At 29.2% G+C, this 16550-nt stretch carries 13 protein-coding genes; 7 read left to right on the plus strand and 6 right to left on the minus strand.

The features are described 5' to 3' along the window. Window positions 1–39 precede the first annotated feature (39 nt). The gene (locus A8C32_RS18780) at window positions 40–468 is read right to left on the minus strand and encodes an exosortase F system-associated membrane protein (protein ID WP_069831917.1); all 429 of its coding nucleotides are present in this window, start codon (window positions 466–468) and stop codon (window positions 40–42) included. Continuing rightward, window positions 461–1012 (minus strand): exosortase family protein XrtF, encoded by a 552-nt coding sequence (gene xrtF / locus A8C32_RS18785; protein WP_069831918.1) that lies wholly within the window; start codon window positions 1010–1012, stop codon window positions 461–463. The genes A8C32_RS18780 and xrtF overlap by 8 nt, the downstream gene beginning before the upstream one ends. A 110-nt stretch (window positions 1013–1122) precedes the next feature. Between xrtF and A8C32_RS18790 the strand changes: the two genes are divergently transcribed. Further along, the gene (locus tag A8C32_RS18790) at window positions 1123–1578 is read left to right on the plus strand and encodes a GAF domain-containing protein (protein ID WP_069831919.1); all 456 of its coding nucleotides are present in this window, start codon (window positions 1123–1125) and stop codon (window positions 1576–1578) included. Between the two features lie 92 nt (window positions 1579–1670). Here A8C32_RS18790 and A8C32_RS18795 read toward each other — a convergent pair whose 3' ends face one another. After that, window positions 1671–4448, minus strand: a complete 2778-nt coding sequence (locus A8C32_RS18795) for an RICIN domain-containing protein (RefSeq protein ID WP_069831920.1) — start codon at window positions 4446–4448, stop codon at window positions 1671–1673. 408 nt (window positions 4449–4856) lie between these two features. On the opposite strand from A8C32_RS18795, the gene purH reads away from it, so the two are divergent. After that, window positions 4857–6389: a bifunctional phosphoribosylaminoimidazolecarboxamide formyltransferase/IMP cyclohydrolase gene (gene purH / locus A8C32_RS18800; protein WP_069831921.1), complete on the plus strand. Its 1533-nt coding sequence runs from the start codon at window positions 4857–4859 to the stop codon at window positions 6387–6389. A gap of 769 nt (window positions 6390–7158) precedes the next feature. Here purH and A8C32_RS18805 read toward each other — a convergent pair. The 3 genes from A8C32_RS18805 to A8C32_RS18815 form a co-directional block, all read right to left on the minus strand. Then, a complete protein-coding gene (locus A8C32_RS18805; RefSeq protein WP_069831922.1) occupies window positions 7159–7905 on the minus strand; it encodes a LytR/AlgR family response regulator transcription factor in 747 nt (248 codons plus the stop codon). A 166-nt stretch (window positions 7906–8071) separates the two neighbouring features. Next, window positions 8072–9799, minus strand: a complete 1728-nt coding sequence (locus A8C32_RS18810) for a tetratricopeptide repeat-containing sensor histidine kinase (protein ID WP_069832105.1) — start codon at window positions 9797–9799, stop codon at window positions 8072–8074. Between the two features lie 90 nt (window positions 9800–9889). Beyond that, the gene (locus A8C32_RS18815; protein ID WP_069831923.1) at window positions 9890–10333 is read right to left on the minus strand and encodes a hypothetical protein; all 444 of its coding nucleotides are present in this window, start codon (window positions 10331–10333) and stop codon (window positions 9890–9892) included. A 637-nt stretch (window positions 10334–10970) separates the two neighbouring features. Here A8C32_RS18815 and A8C32_RS18820 point away from each other — a divergent pair. The 5 genes from A8C32_RS18820 to rodA are packed head-to-tail and all read left to right on the plus strand — an operon-like array spanning window position 10971 to window position 16541. Then, the gene (locus tag A8C32_RS18820; protein WP_069831924.1) at window positions 10971–12002 is read left to right on the plus strand and encodes a rod shape-determining protein; all 1032 of its coding nucleotides are present in this window, start codon (window positions 10971–10973) and stop codon (window positions 12000–12002) included. Window positions 12003–12008: 6 nt separating this feature from the next. Further along, on the plus strand, window positions 12009–12824 hold the full coding sequence (mreC, locus tag A8C32_RS18825) for a rod shape-determining protein MreC (RefSeq protein WP_069831925.1): 816 nt from the start codon (window positions 12009–12011) through the stop codon (window positions 12822–12824). Then, window positions 12825–13331, plus strand: a complete 507-nt coding sequence (locus A8C32_RS18830) for a rod shape-determining protein MreD (RefSeq protein ID WP_069831926.1) — start codon at window positions 12825–12827, stop codon at window positions 13329–13331. It abuts the gene before it with no gap. Further along, window positions 13328–15259: a penicillin-binding protein 2 gene (mrdA, locus tag A8C32_RS18835; RefSeq protein ID WP_069831927.1), complete on the plus strand. Its 1932-nt coding sequence runs from the start codon at window positions 13328–13330 to the stop codon at window positions 15257–15259. The genes A8C32_RS18830 and mrdA overlap by 4 nt, the downstream gene beginning before the upstream one ends. Before the next feature lie 4 nt (window positions 15260–15263). Next, a complete protein-coding gene (gene rodA / locus A8C32_RS18840) occupies window positions 15264–16541 on the plus strand; it encodes a rod shape-determining protein RodA (protein ID WP_069831928.1) in 1278 nt (425 codons plus the stop codon). Window positions 16542–16550 lie beyond the last annotated feature (9 nt).

Below are 16550 nucleotides of genomic sequence, written 5' to 3' on the forward strand. Positions count from 1 at the left end.
ATTAAAATCTAAACAGTTTTTTTTATAAATGATTAACACTTATTTGTGAAGTTTATGATAGTAAAAAGCAGGTAATAATAAAATTAAAATAATGGGTTGAATTAAAAACCTACGTACATTAAAAAACATATAATAATCTTCTTGCCTTGGGTTAATTACAAAATACATATATACTATTAAAAGTAAAGCAAATGCAATAGTATATATAATTACAGAGAACTTAATAATACTTTTATCTTTAAATACAATATATAAGATAGCTAATGAAGTTATTGTATTTAATACATAACGCAACATTGTATTGCTTACCAGTTTTATTAACTCTCGTCTGGGACTATCCATGTAGAGATAATCATTTTCAAAAAAAGTTAAATACGGATCGTAAAATAAATCATTTTCAAAAAACCGGATTAAAACCAATAGTCCGAATAAAATAAAAAGCAATATGTATTTAATCACTTTATGCATTTTTCTTATTCAATTTTGAAAACCTATTCACCCAAAAAAACCATAGGAAAAAGACCATACCATAAATAACTATAGGGAAAACAACATTGTGTAATATACTTTCATATTTTGGATAATGATACATTCCCATTGTTAAAACTACGATACGTAACACATTACCTATATAAATTAAAATACTACCTAAAATAAGATAAATCAAAGTAGCTCTTGCCTTTCCCGAAAAAGCAAGAATAAAGGAAATAAACAGGATAATGACACTAAATGCATTACAACCTTCTATAACTCGAACTAAATACCTATTATTAACAATCACTTTTATTGAAGGTTCATCTGGATGTGGTAAAACCTCTGCTCTATAACCAATAATATTAAGCAAAGCTTCTACCTGTTTAGAAACCATATGTGTTACATAATCGGGATAAAATTTAACTCCATTAGAGTATTGCAAATACAACTTATATAAAATTGATAATATTATGTACACTAATAAAAACGTAAGTATAAATTTTATTACCGACTTGTATTTTATAAAGAGTTCTTTCAATTATTTTACAAATATTTTTTGTTTCCTAAAAAAGGAAATCTGTTAAAATTATTAAAACCGAATATCGAAATTACACCTTTTTAAATACTTTTACCAAAACTTTTAAATTTATGATTTTCGAGGAACTAAAACCCCAAATAGAAACTATTGTTCTTAATACTAAAAAAACAGTTAACGAACGCCTTTTAAACATTTGTGAATTATTAGAAACAAATATAAAGTATTATAATTGGGTTGGTTTTTATTTTAGAAATGGAAACAAAGAAGAATTACTCTTAGGACCATATGTTGGAGCGCCAACCGACCACACAGTGATTCCTTTTGGAAAAGGTATTTGCGGACAGGTGGCTGTAAATAATGAAAACTTCATTGTACCTGATGTCACTGCTCAAGATAACTATATAGCTTGTAGCATTACTGTTAAAGCTGAAATTGTGGTGCCCATTTTTGTTAATGGCAAAAATATTGGACAAATTGATATCGACTCTAATACTCCAAATCCTTTTAGTAAAGCAGATGAACATTTTTTAGAATTTATATGTAAAAAAATAGCAGAGATATTATAAAGTATCTTAAATCATTTTAAACAAAAAAACCTTTGTAGAAATACAAAGGTTTTTTTGTTTAAAAGAAGTATTAATTATTTTAATTTGTTAATCTAATCTACTAGCAATTTAGATTGAACTGTAGCTTTACCTTCTCCAGAAATTGAAACTAAATATAATCCAGAAGCAAAATGTGTTAATTCAATTGAAATTTCATCATTTGCTACTTGTTTATGAAACAATGTTTTACCTGTAAGGTTACTAATTCTAATAACATCTCCAGTTGTTAAACCTTCTATATTCACCTTATCTCTTGATGGATTAGGGAACAATAAAATAGAATTTTCTTGTTCATTAATCTCATCAACAGATAATCTTGCAGTATTATCAACCAAAACTATTTTCCATTTCTGATTTACATTACTCTTATGATAAGTGTGAGTAATCACATTTGTATTTAATTGCCCAAAATTACGATCTAGACCTTGCCCTAAACAATGAGCAGGTTTTAAACCATAGATAGCGTTCCCATTTTTAACAACTTTCCATTTTTGATGATCTCCACGTACTTCGTCATATGTAGACACCTGCTCTCCATCTTTACACGCTGCAAAAGGAACTTCTAAAAATCTTTGAGTTCGTTTATTTTTAATTGTATAAATATTATCTCCCAAGTGCTTAAAAATCCATTGTTGCTCATTTTTTCCACTTGGGTTAACCATATATGCATCATGATTATTCTTATTTTCAACCGATCTTAATCGTTGGTTAGAGGTCGTTGATGTTAAAAAATACAAATCATTATCAATCAATTGATCTGTTGGTGTTGGATCTGGATCTGGAGTTCCTCCTTGCCCTTTTAATAATGCTAACGAAGTATATGGCTGCAACGTAACACTTCCTGTATAAGAGACATTTTTAGCATCTACATAATTAGTACTCCCTAAATTTATCTGTTTTACACTACCCGTATTATTAACCTCAAACCTAATAATAGAGTTTGGGTTTACCGAAGCGTTAAACTTAACAGGCGCATTAACACCTTTCTTCTCATAATTTGGATATGTAGATTTAAACTCCGATAAAACATATGAGTTTTCACGTCTACCTACTCGAATACTTATTTCTTTACCACCATTAAAAGGTTGGCAGTAATAATTATTATTTACTTCACCTAAAAAAGTATTAAATCCAGATTCGGTAATTTGATTGGTATACCTAGCACAAACTTGAGATGATTTTCTATTAAAGAAAATATTTCTTAAAACTTTATTATCAGTTGCTTTTGCTGTATTTCCTCCTGCTGCAAAACTATTTGGATATGTAGATAGAACTAAGCCAATACTACAGTTATAAACGGTATTATCTCTAATAGTGCTTTTGCTAGATAGGTTAGCCATTAAGCCCCAACCTACAACATTATAAACTGTGTTTTTGTAAATCAATTGGTTTTGCGAATCGTTATCAATATAAATACCAGCAGTTTTAACACCTCTACCAGCAGGAATCCCTCTTATTGCTCCAGGAGAATCATGAACAATATTTCCATGAATTCTATTATTAGCATCATGAGTTCCAACAGTATAAATACCTCCTCCATCATCTTTTGTATAACAGTAATCCTGAATATCGTTATATCTTATTTTGAAATTTCCTCCACTAAAATTTAAAGCGTGATACCCTATTTTATTTAATGTGTTTTTTTCTATAATATTTTCCGATGCTCCAGAACGGCTAATAAATCGAACACCAGTATATCCAATAAAACTTCGTGCCCCCATTCCTGAACGCATTCCTATATTTGTTATTTTGTTATTAGAGAAATTAAGGCCACTACATCCCTCTAACCTCATACCAACATTATTACTTTCATTTATCGTGTTATTTGTAAATGTTATATTAGTTAAGGTGAAACCTAAAATCAAATAATTATTACCATTGTAAAAATAGCACCCAGAAACATTTACATTTTGTGCACCACTTAACGCAAAAGTACTAGATAAACTACCTTCAAATCTTAAATCTTCTATATTAATATACTTCGCATTATTAATAGCAATTGTATTTTCACTGTTTGGCACCTCAACACTTAAACCATTAGGATTTGTATTACTGTATAAGTATAATACTCCAGTATTAATATCATGAGCCCATTCACCATTAAGATCCAATGCTTTAACATGGTTCTGAAAAAAATAACCAAAATTATCTTCAATTTTATTTTCAAAATTATCACCAGGCTTCTCTAAACTAAAATTCACCGTATTTCCTGAGTGTGATATTATGGTTTCAACCTTTACATTATCATCTGTAGTTCTAATAACTATTTCTCCACCTTTAAATCTATTCGCTGCATAAGGTAAACCTGAAGATTCAGAAATTGATCTGTTGTTTTGCGCATGACTATTTATAGTTCTATACCCTCCGTTTGCTGCCGATGTATTTGGCTCTCGACCAATTTGTTGAGCTTTATTATTTAAAAATAATGAAGGCGTTCTACTATTATTAATCTTGGGTAAATTTGCTTTCCAAATATTTCCACTATGCAACCTCCAATTATTTATTTTTCGAGAAGCCCTAATTACTGGTCGATCTCCAGAACCATATGATTTTAAAACAATAGGCTGAGCTGCTGTACCGCTTTTCCCTTTAAAATCAAGAGTACCATAAAAAATATCTCCACGTTTAAAATTAATAATATCTCCAGCTTGAAAAGATCTTTTATTACTATTTACTTTCGTTAACGTTTTCCACGCAGTAGCAGGTGAGGTTCCATTATTTGAATCGTTACCAGATGAGCTCACGTAATATTTTTTTTGCGAGTAGCCTGAGCCGGTAAAAAAGACTACTAACAAGAGTGATAAAATTGTTTTAAATAATTTTTTTTTCATAGTTAATGATTTTTGTTATTAAAAATTTTGGGTTTTAGTTCATCTATTTATATAACCATTTTATTTTCAAACGATTATCTTTATGATTAAAGAAATAACTTACTTATTTATTTATACGAATAAATACGCAAAATAGATCTTTTGTATTAAATAATTATGTGAATAAATTTCATATTAATTTAAAATATTAAAACTTAGCATAAAGAAGTCTTAAAGCTTTTAAAGTTAACACTTAGTAAAGCTATTCAATTAAGTTAAAATCTTATGAATAAATTTAAAAGTTACACTCTCTTTTTTAATCAAAATAGCTACTTTTGCATTTTATAAAAATCACGTATTTAATTTTAACTTAAAATAACATGAAACCCTCATTTTCAAAACAATGGGAGTTTCAATAACTGAACATCAATGAGCAACGAAAAAACCATTAAATCGGCATTAATATCTGTATTTAGTAAAGACGGCTTAGAACCTATTGTAAAAAAACTAAACGAACAAGGAGTTACTATTTACTCTACTGGAGGTACTGAAAAATTTATAAATGATTTAGGTATTGATGTTGTTCCTGTTGAAGATGTTACTTCATACCCTTCAATTCTTGGTGGTCGTGTAAAAACGTTACACCCTAAAGTATTTGGTGGAATTTTAAACAGACAAAACCATTCTGGTGATGTTGCTGAATTAGCTGAATATAATATTCCACAAATAGATGTGGTTATTGTTGATTTATATCCTTTTGAAAAAACAGTAGCATCTGGTGCTAGCACTCAAGATATTATTGAAAAAATTGATATTGGTGGTATTTCTTTAATTCGTGCAGCTGCAAAAAATTATGCAGATGTTATTTGTGTGTCTTCAGTCAATGATTATGCTGAATTTTTAGATGTTATTTCTGAAAATAACGGTAGCATATCTGAAGAAAATAGAAAACGTTTTGCTGGAAAAGCTTTTAATGTATCCTCACATTACGATACAGCTATTTTTAATTACTTTAATCAAAATCATGATGAAACTGTATTAAAAATTAGTGAAACTAATGGTAAAGTATTACGTTACGGCGAAAACCCACACCAAAAAGGTTTTTTCTTTGGAAACTTTGATGAATTGTTCACAAAACTTCATGGAAAAGAATTAAGTTACAACAATCTACTTGATGTTGATGCTGCGGTTAACTTAATGAATGAGTTTAAAAACGATGCTCCTACATTTGCTATTCTTAAACACAATAATGCTTGTGGATTAGCACAACGCGACAATTTACACCAAGCCTATGTGGATGCTTTAGCTGGTGATCCTGTTTCTGCTTTTGGTGGCGTATTAATTAGCAATAAAGAAATCGACCTAGCAACTGCAGAAGAAATTCATAAACTTTTCTGTGAAGTAGTAATTGCTCCTTCGTTTGCTCCAGAAGCATTAGAATTATTGAAAGGAAAAAAGAACAGGATTTTATTAGTAATTCATGATATTGAATTACCAAAAATGAATGTTAGAAGTTGTTTAAATGGTGTTTTACTTCAAGATAGAAATAATATTACAGATACTGCTGAAGGACTAAAGAATGTTACAAATACTGCTCCAACAACAAGCGAAATAGAAGATTTAATTTTTGCTTCAAAAATTTGTAAACACACAAAATCCAACACTATTGTTTTAACCAAAAACAAACAGTTATGTGCTAGCGGGACAGGACAAACAAGTCGTGTAGATGCCTTACAACAAGCAATACATAAAGCAGAATCTTTTAATTTCGATTTAAATGGTGCTGCTATGGCAAGTGATGCTTTTTTCCCATTTCCTGACTGTGTAGAAATAGCTAATAAAGCTGGTATTAAAGCTGTTATTCAACCAGGTGGATCTATAAAAGATCAATTAAGTATTGATTATTGTAATGAAAATAATGTTGCTATGGTAATGACAGGAACGCGTCATTTCAAACATTAAAACAACAAAAACATATTTTAAAAAAGAGCACTGTAACGGTGCTCTTTTCTTTTAAAATAAATTTATATGGTTAACCAACTCCCTAGCTAGTTATAATATCAAATTTTATATCAAACTAAAACCTCTTATAACAACCTAGTTCGATACCTATGTTTCTACAACTAAAGAGGTCTCCCTTTTAAAATGGTTCATTAAAAAACTGATTTACTTTTTTCGATTCACCTATACTTTAAATCTATTCAAAGCTCAACTTTTATCATTTTAAAACTCTTTATTATATAGAAACTAACTGAACCAAACGATATATTAAGAGTATTAATTGAAGTACAACAGCTAATATAATCAAGCACATAAAGTACTCTGTTACAGTTTTTCGGGTTTTGATTATGGACATTTTAAATTTATCTTTTGGTTTGTTTTTGTTAGTAAAGTTTTTTTCAGAATACATTTTTACATTATTAAAGCGTTCTGTATTATTCTTATCTTATTTCTGAATAAATCTACTAATAACCAACCTGTTATTTAAAAAAATGAGCATAAGGCAGGTATTCTTAGTCACAAGAGAGGTAAAATAAAACACATAAACACATCCTTGATCTATTTCCTACAAAAACTCCAACATAAAAACCTATTAAATAGATAGATAACATCAATTTTTAACATAAAAATATAAGCCAAGAATCTACCAAGAAAACCACAAAATCAGCTTTATTTATAACCTCTTTTATTCTGAAAAAAGAACGCTTATTACAAAAACTTAACCCTACATTTATTTTAAAGTGCGTATCTTTTTTAAGATATCTTTATAAGTATCACTTAATGTTGCCTTGTAGTTTCCAGATAAGATAATGAGATTATCTGCTGGAATAATTTCTATGATTTTTTCTGTATTTACAATATAATTTCTATGCGTTCTACAGAACATAGCATCGTCTAACAATTTCAAGATTTTTGTCAACGATATAAGGATCACAAATTTTTCTTTTTCTGTTATTATATTACAGTATTTCTCTTCTACTTCTATATATATAATATCTGTAATTAGAACCTTTTTTAAAGATTTTCCTTTTTTTATAAATAAGTATTCTGCACTAATAATAGTATCTTCTTCTTCACTTAAAAACACATTGGGTTGTGCATAAAATTTTTCCACAGCCATTTCTAAAGCATAAAGAATTTCTAATTCATTAAAAGGCTTCATTAAATAACTAAAAGGCTGTGTTACTTTAGCTCTTTCAAATATTTGTCGATCTGTAGAACTGGTTAAAAACACAAATGGCTTTGATGGATTTGGACTAACACTTATTGTTTCTGCAAAAGAGATACCATCTGGGTTACCATTTAAAAAAATATCAATGATGGTAATATCAACTGCATTATGATAAAATAACTCTAATGCTTCTTTAAAACTAGTAGCAACTCCAACAACATTGTAATTATTAGTTTGAAGTACTTTTATTAGGGCATCACTTTCAGAAGGTGTATCTTCAATAATAAGTACATTTACTTTATCCATTTAATACTATTTTAGGTAAATATACAATCATTTTTGTACCTCAGCAATTGTAAAGATTATGTCGTCCAATGTTTTTACGTCACTACGAAGTGGTATAACTTGGCAATTTGTTTACTTATAGTTACTTCTCATGAGATTAATTCAGTCGTTATTACCTCGTAATGACCTAAGCCTTCTTAAGTAAAGACACAATCATTTTCGTTCCTTTCCCTAATTCACTTTCTATAGAGAATTTTCCTTTGTTTTTTTGAATCATAGATTTACACAACTGTAAACCTAATCCAGTCCCAATACTATTTTCATTTTCTTTTTTAGAAAGCAACTCAGATTCTTTAAGAAGCCCTGCCCGAGTCGTTTCGTTCATACCAATTCCAGAATCTTCAATAACTAAATCGCAGTAAGCTTCATCTGTCTGTTGCGTATAGATTTTAATAGATCCATTAACTTCAGAAAACTTAATAGCATTATCTAGTAAGTTTCTTAATATTATTTTTAAAGATTCTTGGTCTGCAAAAACGAGATCGCTCTTTAAAACAGTACTTTCAAAAGCGATGTTTTTATCCAACATAAGCGGTTTATAGTTATAAATCACTTGTTCTACTATAAAAAACAAACGCAAAGATGTTATTTCAAAATACGATTGCTTGGTTTGCAACAACGCCCAATGCAGTAAATTATCCAATAAATTATACGCACCATTTACAATAGCACTATTATTATGAAGCAAACCATCTAATACCTCTAAATTCTTAGCCTCCAAATTATCTAATAATTTGGTATTACTTGTTTTTAAGGCATTAACAGAAGACCGTAAATCATGACTTACAATAGAGAAGAGCTTATCTTTAGTAGCATTTAAATCATCTAACCCTTCTTTTTGAGCCACTATAATTTTGTTTGTTTTTATTTTTTCTTTGTAGAAATAAATGGTTGTTCCTAATAAAAATAACAGAATTAATGCCGAATAAAACAAACCATTTCGTTCTACTATCTTAGCTTTGTTTTCAGTTTGCAATAAGCTTACCTCTTTTTGTTTTTCTTTTACTGCAAATTGTTTTTCAAGTTGAGCAACTTCCCATATTTTATTTTGATCGTTTAAAGAATCTTTCCATTTTTCGTATTCTTTTCTGTATACTAATGCCTTTTTAAAGTCTTTACGATTTTCTTCTACTATAGCCATATTAAGAGCTGTATTTTGCTTAGACTTATAATCTTTTGTTCTTTTAGAAAGTTGATAAGCTTTTTCAAAATAAGGAATGGCTAAATCATCTTTATATTGCTCATAGTATAAATTAGCAATATCTCCATATGCCCATATAGTTTCTAAAGTATCTTTTTGTTGTTCTTGTAATCTTACACTTTTAACCAAATAGGGTTCTGCCTCTTTAAATTGATTTAAATGTAGGTGACATAGTCCCAAATTATGAAGTACATTTCTTTTTTTTAAATAAAAATAGTGTTTATCAGATAATTTTGTTAATTCTTCGAAATAGGAAATAGCTTTTTTAAACTGACCCTGTTCCAAAGCAATTTCACCTAAACATTTCTTAACAAGGAAATAAAAATCAAATTCAGGAGATATTAAATCAAATTCTTTTTGAGCTTCTTTTAATAACTTTTTTTGGTCAAAACTATAACCCCTATAATAATGAGAATAATCTGCTAAATCTCTATTTTTTTTTGATACGTTAAGCTGTTTCATAGAGTGTACCAAAGTAGAATCCCAGTTTTTCTCTATAAAATATAAAGTAGCGCTATAAAAAAAAGTGTTGTTTTTATACTCATATGCTTTTTTTTTAATTTCTAGGTGAAATGATTCGCTTTTAAATTGATCTTGAGAAAAAAGAGAATATCCCGAAAACATTAAAATTAATAACCATTTAATTTTAATCATTGTATCCTTAAAAATTTTCATGAATACAAATATATCTAAAAAAATCCATGAGCTTTTATACTTATGGATTTTCTCTAAAACAAATGTTTTTTAATCTTTTCTTACAGTAGTTACTGTCCCTCTAGAAGTCACAGGATCCTCATCCCAAAGGTAAGTTTCTATTTGCGCTAAATCTTCAGGAGGATTTTCGATAACAAAATCAACACGGTAAGCATTAAATGTTTGATAGCTTACTTCTGGAGCGTCGTATATTATAAAAAAATCTAATTGCGTTTCTCCAGCGTCAGAAATAACAGATTCTTGATTAACAGAAGATATCTCAGCTCTTTCTATTGAAGACGCAATAAAAACAACAGCACTAATTTGTAGTTTTCTATCTGGACTAAAACTTACTTGAACAAGCGGTTGTAAAGGTTTTATAGTTGTTGAATTATAGCTAAAACTAATTTGAGAATCTAATGGTGTAACAGTTACATTTTTTGAGTTAATAGGTCTTCCGGGTGGTTTTTTAATACTCGCATCTTGAGTGCTCATTGTAATTCGGTTTTAAATTAATATTTTAGGTTTGTTTATATTTATTTTTATAGATCATACTTATTAAAACAATTCCTTTCTTTAAAATAAGAATAACTCTACAAAACTTCTATCAAATAAACAATAAAATATTTAAGAAAAAAAGAATGAAACAAGAAATTACTAGCTCAAAATCATCAAAACATATCATGAAATGAAAATTTCATATTAACATTTACAGGTGTTACTAAAACAATTATTACTAGGTTAATTTTTATAAAAAGCACATTTTATGTCATTACATCAAAAATTTCTAAAAAATATATTAAAAAAAGCACGCCCATTTTAATCTTTTTAAAATCTATAATTCTTTCATTCTTAACATCACCCTGCACTACTACACTTTTATTTAAAACCATAAAAAACAACTAGTTAAACAAAACCCTTACTTACTAATAAAAATAAAAACAAAAAAATATCTCTCTTTTTCAAATTTTTATATTTTTTATATTGCATCAAAACATATTTTTTAATTTAAGAATGCTCTCACACTAAGAAAATTAATTACATAACAAACAACAATAAACTCCTTTTTTTTCGTTAGTTTTATTACTTTTACATCAACTCAATATTAACTTCATAAATTACTACTTAATACATGGGATTTTTTGATTTCTTAACAGAAGAAATTGCAATAGATTTAGGTACTGCAAATACACTTATTATTCACAATGACAAGGTTGTTGTTGATGCTCCATCTATTGTTGCACGAGATAGAGTCACAGGTAAAATAACCCATGTTGGTCAACAAGCCAGTTTAATGCAAGGAAAAACCCATGAGAATATTAAAACTATTCGTCCGTTAAAAGATGGGGTTATTGCAGATTTTGATGCTTCCGAGCAAATGATAAGTATGTTTATAAGAAACATACCTGCTTTAAAAAAGAAGTTTTTCACACCTGCTTTAAGAATGGTTATTTGTATTCCATCAGGAATTACAGAAGTAGAGATGCGAGCTGTTAAAGAAAGTGCAGAACGTGTTAATGGTAAAGAAGTCTATTTAATTCATGAACCTATGGCTGCGGCTATTGGTATTGGAGTAGATATTATGCAACCTAAAGGAAATATGGTGGTTGATATAGGTGGCGGAACTACTGAAATTGCTGTTATTGCATTAGGTGGTATTGTTTGTGATAAATCTGTTAAAATTGCTGGGGATGTTTTCACTAACGATATTGTTTATTACATGCGTACACAACATAATTTATATGTCGGCGAACGTACTGCTGAAAAAATAAAGATTCAAATTGGTGCTGCTACCGAAGATTTAGAACTTCCTCCTGAAGACATGAGTGTTCAAGGTCGTGATTTATTAACAGGAAAACCAAAGCAAGTATCCATCTCGTATAGAGAAATAGCAAAAGCTTTAGATAAATCTATATTACGTATTGAAGATGCTGTTATGGAAACCTTATCGCAAACCCCTCCAGAATTAGCGGCAGATATTTATAATACTGGGATATATTTAGCTGGTGGTGGTTCTATGCTGCGTGGTTTAGACAAGCGTTTATCTCAAAAAACAGATTTGCCGGTTTACATTGCAGAAGACCCGTTACGTGCTGTTGTTAGAGGTACTGGTATTACACTTAAAAATCTACCTAAGTATAAAAGTGTATTAATAGGCAAGTAATAAGTCATGCAACAAATAGTAAACTTTATAATAAAGAACAAAAATTTTTTGTTGTTCTTTTTCTTGTTTTCTATATCTATCTTGTTCACGATTCAGTCGCATTCTTACCATAAAAGTAAGTTTATTAATTCTGCTAATTTTTTAACTGGCGGCATATATAATTCGGTAAATAACATTAGTGTTTATCTTAATTTAAAGTCTCAAAACCAGCTATTAGTAGAAGAAAATAACAGATTGAGATCTTTGGTACTTAATTCTGGAATAGAAATAGATTCGACCTATATAGACAGTACATCTTTTAATAATATATATAACGTTTATAATGCCAATATTATAAAGAACAACTATTCGTTAACAGATAACATACTAACAATTAACAAAGGAAATAACGATAGTATTAAACAAGATTTTGGTGTTATTTCATCAAAAGGTATTATAGGCATAATAGATAGAACAAGCAATAATTATGCTACTGTAATATCAATTTTAAATACAACTAGTAAAATTAGTGCGCAGTTAAAAAAAACCAATCACTTTGGAACTTTAATTTGGAATGCTAAATCTCCCGAATTCGTTCAATTAATAGATATTCCCAAAATAGCTCCCGTTAAAACTGGAGACACCATAATTACTTCTGGTCGTTCTTCTATTTTCCCTAAAGGAATTCCAGTTGGGGTTATTTCTAATTTTCAACTTGACACCTCCGAAAATTATTACGAAATTAATATCCAACTGTTTAATGACATGACTAACCTTGAGCATACATATATTATAAAAAACAAAAACGCTAAGGAAATTAATAAATTGCAAAAAGAAAACTAAATGAACAGTATTAGATCTATACATACCATTCGTTTTTTTTTACTTATATTGGTACAGGTATTAATATTAAATCACATTGATTTTTTAGGATATATAAACCCTTATATCTACATCTTATTTATTGCTTTATTTCCTGTTAAAAAAAACCGAACAACTGTCATTTTTTTAGGTTTTTTAACAGGTCTTACTATTGATTTATTTCAAGATACAGGAGGTATTCATGCTGCTGCATGTGTTTTAATAGCCTATTTAAGACCTATAGCTCTAAAATTTTCATTTGGTACTATTTATGAACACCAAACTATAAAATTTAATACTGTAGATTTTGGATCTAAACTTATATACATTACATTATTAGTTATTATACATCATCTCATTTTATTTCTGTTAGAAATATTTAGCCTGTCCAAAATAATTTTAGTGCTACAAAAAACGTTATTTTCTAGTATATTTACTATTGTACTAAGCATCATTATAATTATTATTTTTAGTAAAAAAACTAAATGAGACAATTTTTACTTTTCGCTTCTATAATTCTTGTTGGGCTTTTATTTATTTCTAGGCTTTTTTACCTACAGATATATAACTCAAGCGCACACAACTTATTCGATGATAATGCTATTAGAAAAGTGTACGATTACCCTAAACGCGGTTTTGTTTACGACAGAAATGGTGAACTTTTAGTAGCTAATCAACCATCTTATGATGTCATGGTTATTCCTCGCGAGGTAGAACCTTTAGATACCATTGAATTTTGTTCGTTACTAAAAATAAATAAAGAACAATTTATTAAAAAATATAATAGGGCTTATAGATATTCTCCAAGGTTACGATCTGTTTTTGTTTCACATCTATCAAAAGAAGATCATGCAGTTTTACAAGAAAAAATGAGAAAATATAGCGGGTTCTATATTCAAAAACGTTCGTTAAGACTTTATCAGACCAGCATTGGCGCCAATGTTCTAGGAGATATTGGAGAAGTTAACAATTCTAATATTAGAAAAGATGCTTATTATAAAATGGGCGATTTAATAGGCAAACAAGGTGTAGAAGCTTCTTATGAATCGACATTACGTGGTGTAAAAGGTATTAAATTTATTCAAAAAGATAGATTTAATAGAAATATTGGACCTTATAAAGATGGTAAATTTGATACTATTCCGAAACCAGGAAAAGACATTACCATAACTATTGATTCAAAATTACAAGCTTATGGTGAATTGCTTATGCAAAATAAACGAGGTGGTATTATAGCTATAGAACCTAGTAGTGGGGAAATACTTGCTATGGTTGCTGCTCCAACCTACGACCCTAATATTTTAGTAGGAAGGAAACGTTCTAAAAACTTTACTAAACTTCATAACGACTCTATAGCAAAACCACTATTTAACAGAAGTTTAAAAGGTGTTTACGAACCTGGTTCTCCTTTTAAATTAATGAATGCCTTAATTGCTCTTCAAGAAAACGTAATTTCTCCTACCGAAAGAGTAACCTGCTATAAAGGTTATAAATACGGTAATCGCTTTATGAAATGTCATTGTAATTATGGCACTAAGAATGATATGATTAGTGGTATACAAAGATCTTGTAATGCTTATTTCTCAAATGCTTATAGAAAAATTTTAGATAAAGACGGTAATGCTTCTAAAGGCATTGATAATTGGAGTAACCATGCTAAAAGTTTTGGTTTAGGTAAATATTTAAATAACGATTTATATGTAGGTGCTAAAGGAAGAATACCTAATAGAGAGTACTATAAATATGCATACCCAAAAACGTTTTATTCTACCTATACCATATCGAATGCTATTGGGCAAGGAGAAGTGGCGACTACTCCTATACAATTAGCTAATATGGTTGCAGCTATAGCAAATAGAGGTCATTATTACACACCTCACATTATAAAATCTATAGAAGACGAAAAACTTCCTGAACAATTCACAAAACCAAAACATACAACTATAAACAAAGAACATTTTGAACCTGTAATAGAAGGTATGCTACAAGTATATAAAAAAGGGACAGCAGCTACTTTACAAGTAAAAGATATTGACATTTGTGGAAAAACAGGAACTGTAGAAAACTTTGCTATTATAGATAGTTTAAAAACACAACTTACAGATCATTCTATTTTTGTTGCTTTTGCACCAAAAGACAACCCTAAAATTGCACTTGCAGTATTTGTTGAAAACGGCTATTGGGGAAGTCGTTTTGCTGGTAGAATTGCCAGTTTACTCATAGAAAAACATATTAAAGGCTACATTACAAGAAAAGATTTAGAAGAATGGATTTTAAAGCATAGTTTGGAAAATGAATATGCTAAACCATATTCTGGAGAACCTTTTTTAATTAATGGTAGAACAACTTTACAAACCATTGAAGACTCAGAATACCAACAACTTCAAGAACATTTAAAAAAATTACAAAACCCATAAATTAATGGTTAGGGAAACTAACAGAAATTTTAAATTTGATTGGATTACAATCATTCTCTTTTTTTTACTAGTCGCTTTTGGTTGGTTAAATATATTATCTGCTTCACACACAGGAGACCTTATAAACTATTTAGATATTTCTCACCCTTACGGAAAGCAAACTGTTTTTATTTTTTTAACCTTCGGACTTATTATTGTATTACTAGCCATTGATGCTAAATTTTACGAACGCTTTTCCAGTATCATATACTTAGTCTCCATGGTATCCCTCGTTGGACTTTTTATATTTGGAAAAAATGTAAATGGAGCCACTTCTTGGTATGCTATAGGAGGCATGACCTTACAACCAAGTGAGTTTGCTAAAACAGCAACAGCTCTAGCTGTGGCTAAATATATTAGTGATTTAAACACTAACATTAAGAATCTTAAAGACCAAATACAAACCTTTGTTATTATCTCTATACCTGCCCTTTTAGTACTACTTCAAAATGATACAGGTAGTACTATTGTTTATGGCGCCTTCTTTTTTGTATTATATAGAGAAGGCTTACCTAAATATTATTTAACAATAGCTATATCTGCCATTCTTTTATCTATTCTAGCTTTAAAATTTGGTGCTATTATAACATCTGTAATTGCAGCAATTTTCATTTTTGGTTATCATTTTTTTAACAAGAAGAAATTACGTTTTGCGCAAACCATATTCATTTTTATTGCTGCTTTATGTATTTCATTTGGTGTAAAATATTTTTATCAAAGTATTTTAAAGCCTCATCAACAAGATCGAATAAGTTTATGGTTACGCTTAGAAAAAGATCCAGTAAAGCTTGAGAAAATGAAAAAAACGTTTGCCTATAATTTAAATGAATCTGAAAAAGCTATTGGTTCTGGTGGATTCTCAGGCAAAGGTTTTATGGAGGGCACCAGAACAACAGGAAAGTTTGTTCCAGAACAACATACAGATTATATTTTTAGCACCGTTGGCGAAGAATGGGGCTTTTTAGGCTGCTCCTTTGTGGTTATTGTATTCGTTTTGCTTTTACTACGTATTCTCCATCTAGCTGAATTACAAAAATCTCAATTTAGTAGAGTTTATGGCTATGGTGTAGCTTCCATTATTTTTATACATTTCCTTATTAATATTGGTATGGTTATGGGCTTAATACCAACTATTGGTATTCCATTACCCCTATTTAGTTATGGTGGTTCTGGACTCTGGGCTTTTACTATTTTAATTTTTATCTTTATTAAATTAGATTCTAATAGAATAAACGAATGGTAGCCAATAATT

It is taken from the genome of Flavivirga aquatica, from assembly GCF_001747085.1.
GTDB lineage: Bacteria > Bacteroidota > Bacteroidia > Flavobacteriales > Flavobacteriaceae > Algibacter_C > Algibacter_C aquatica.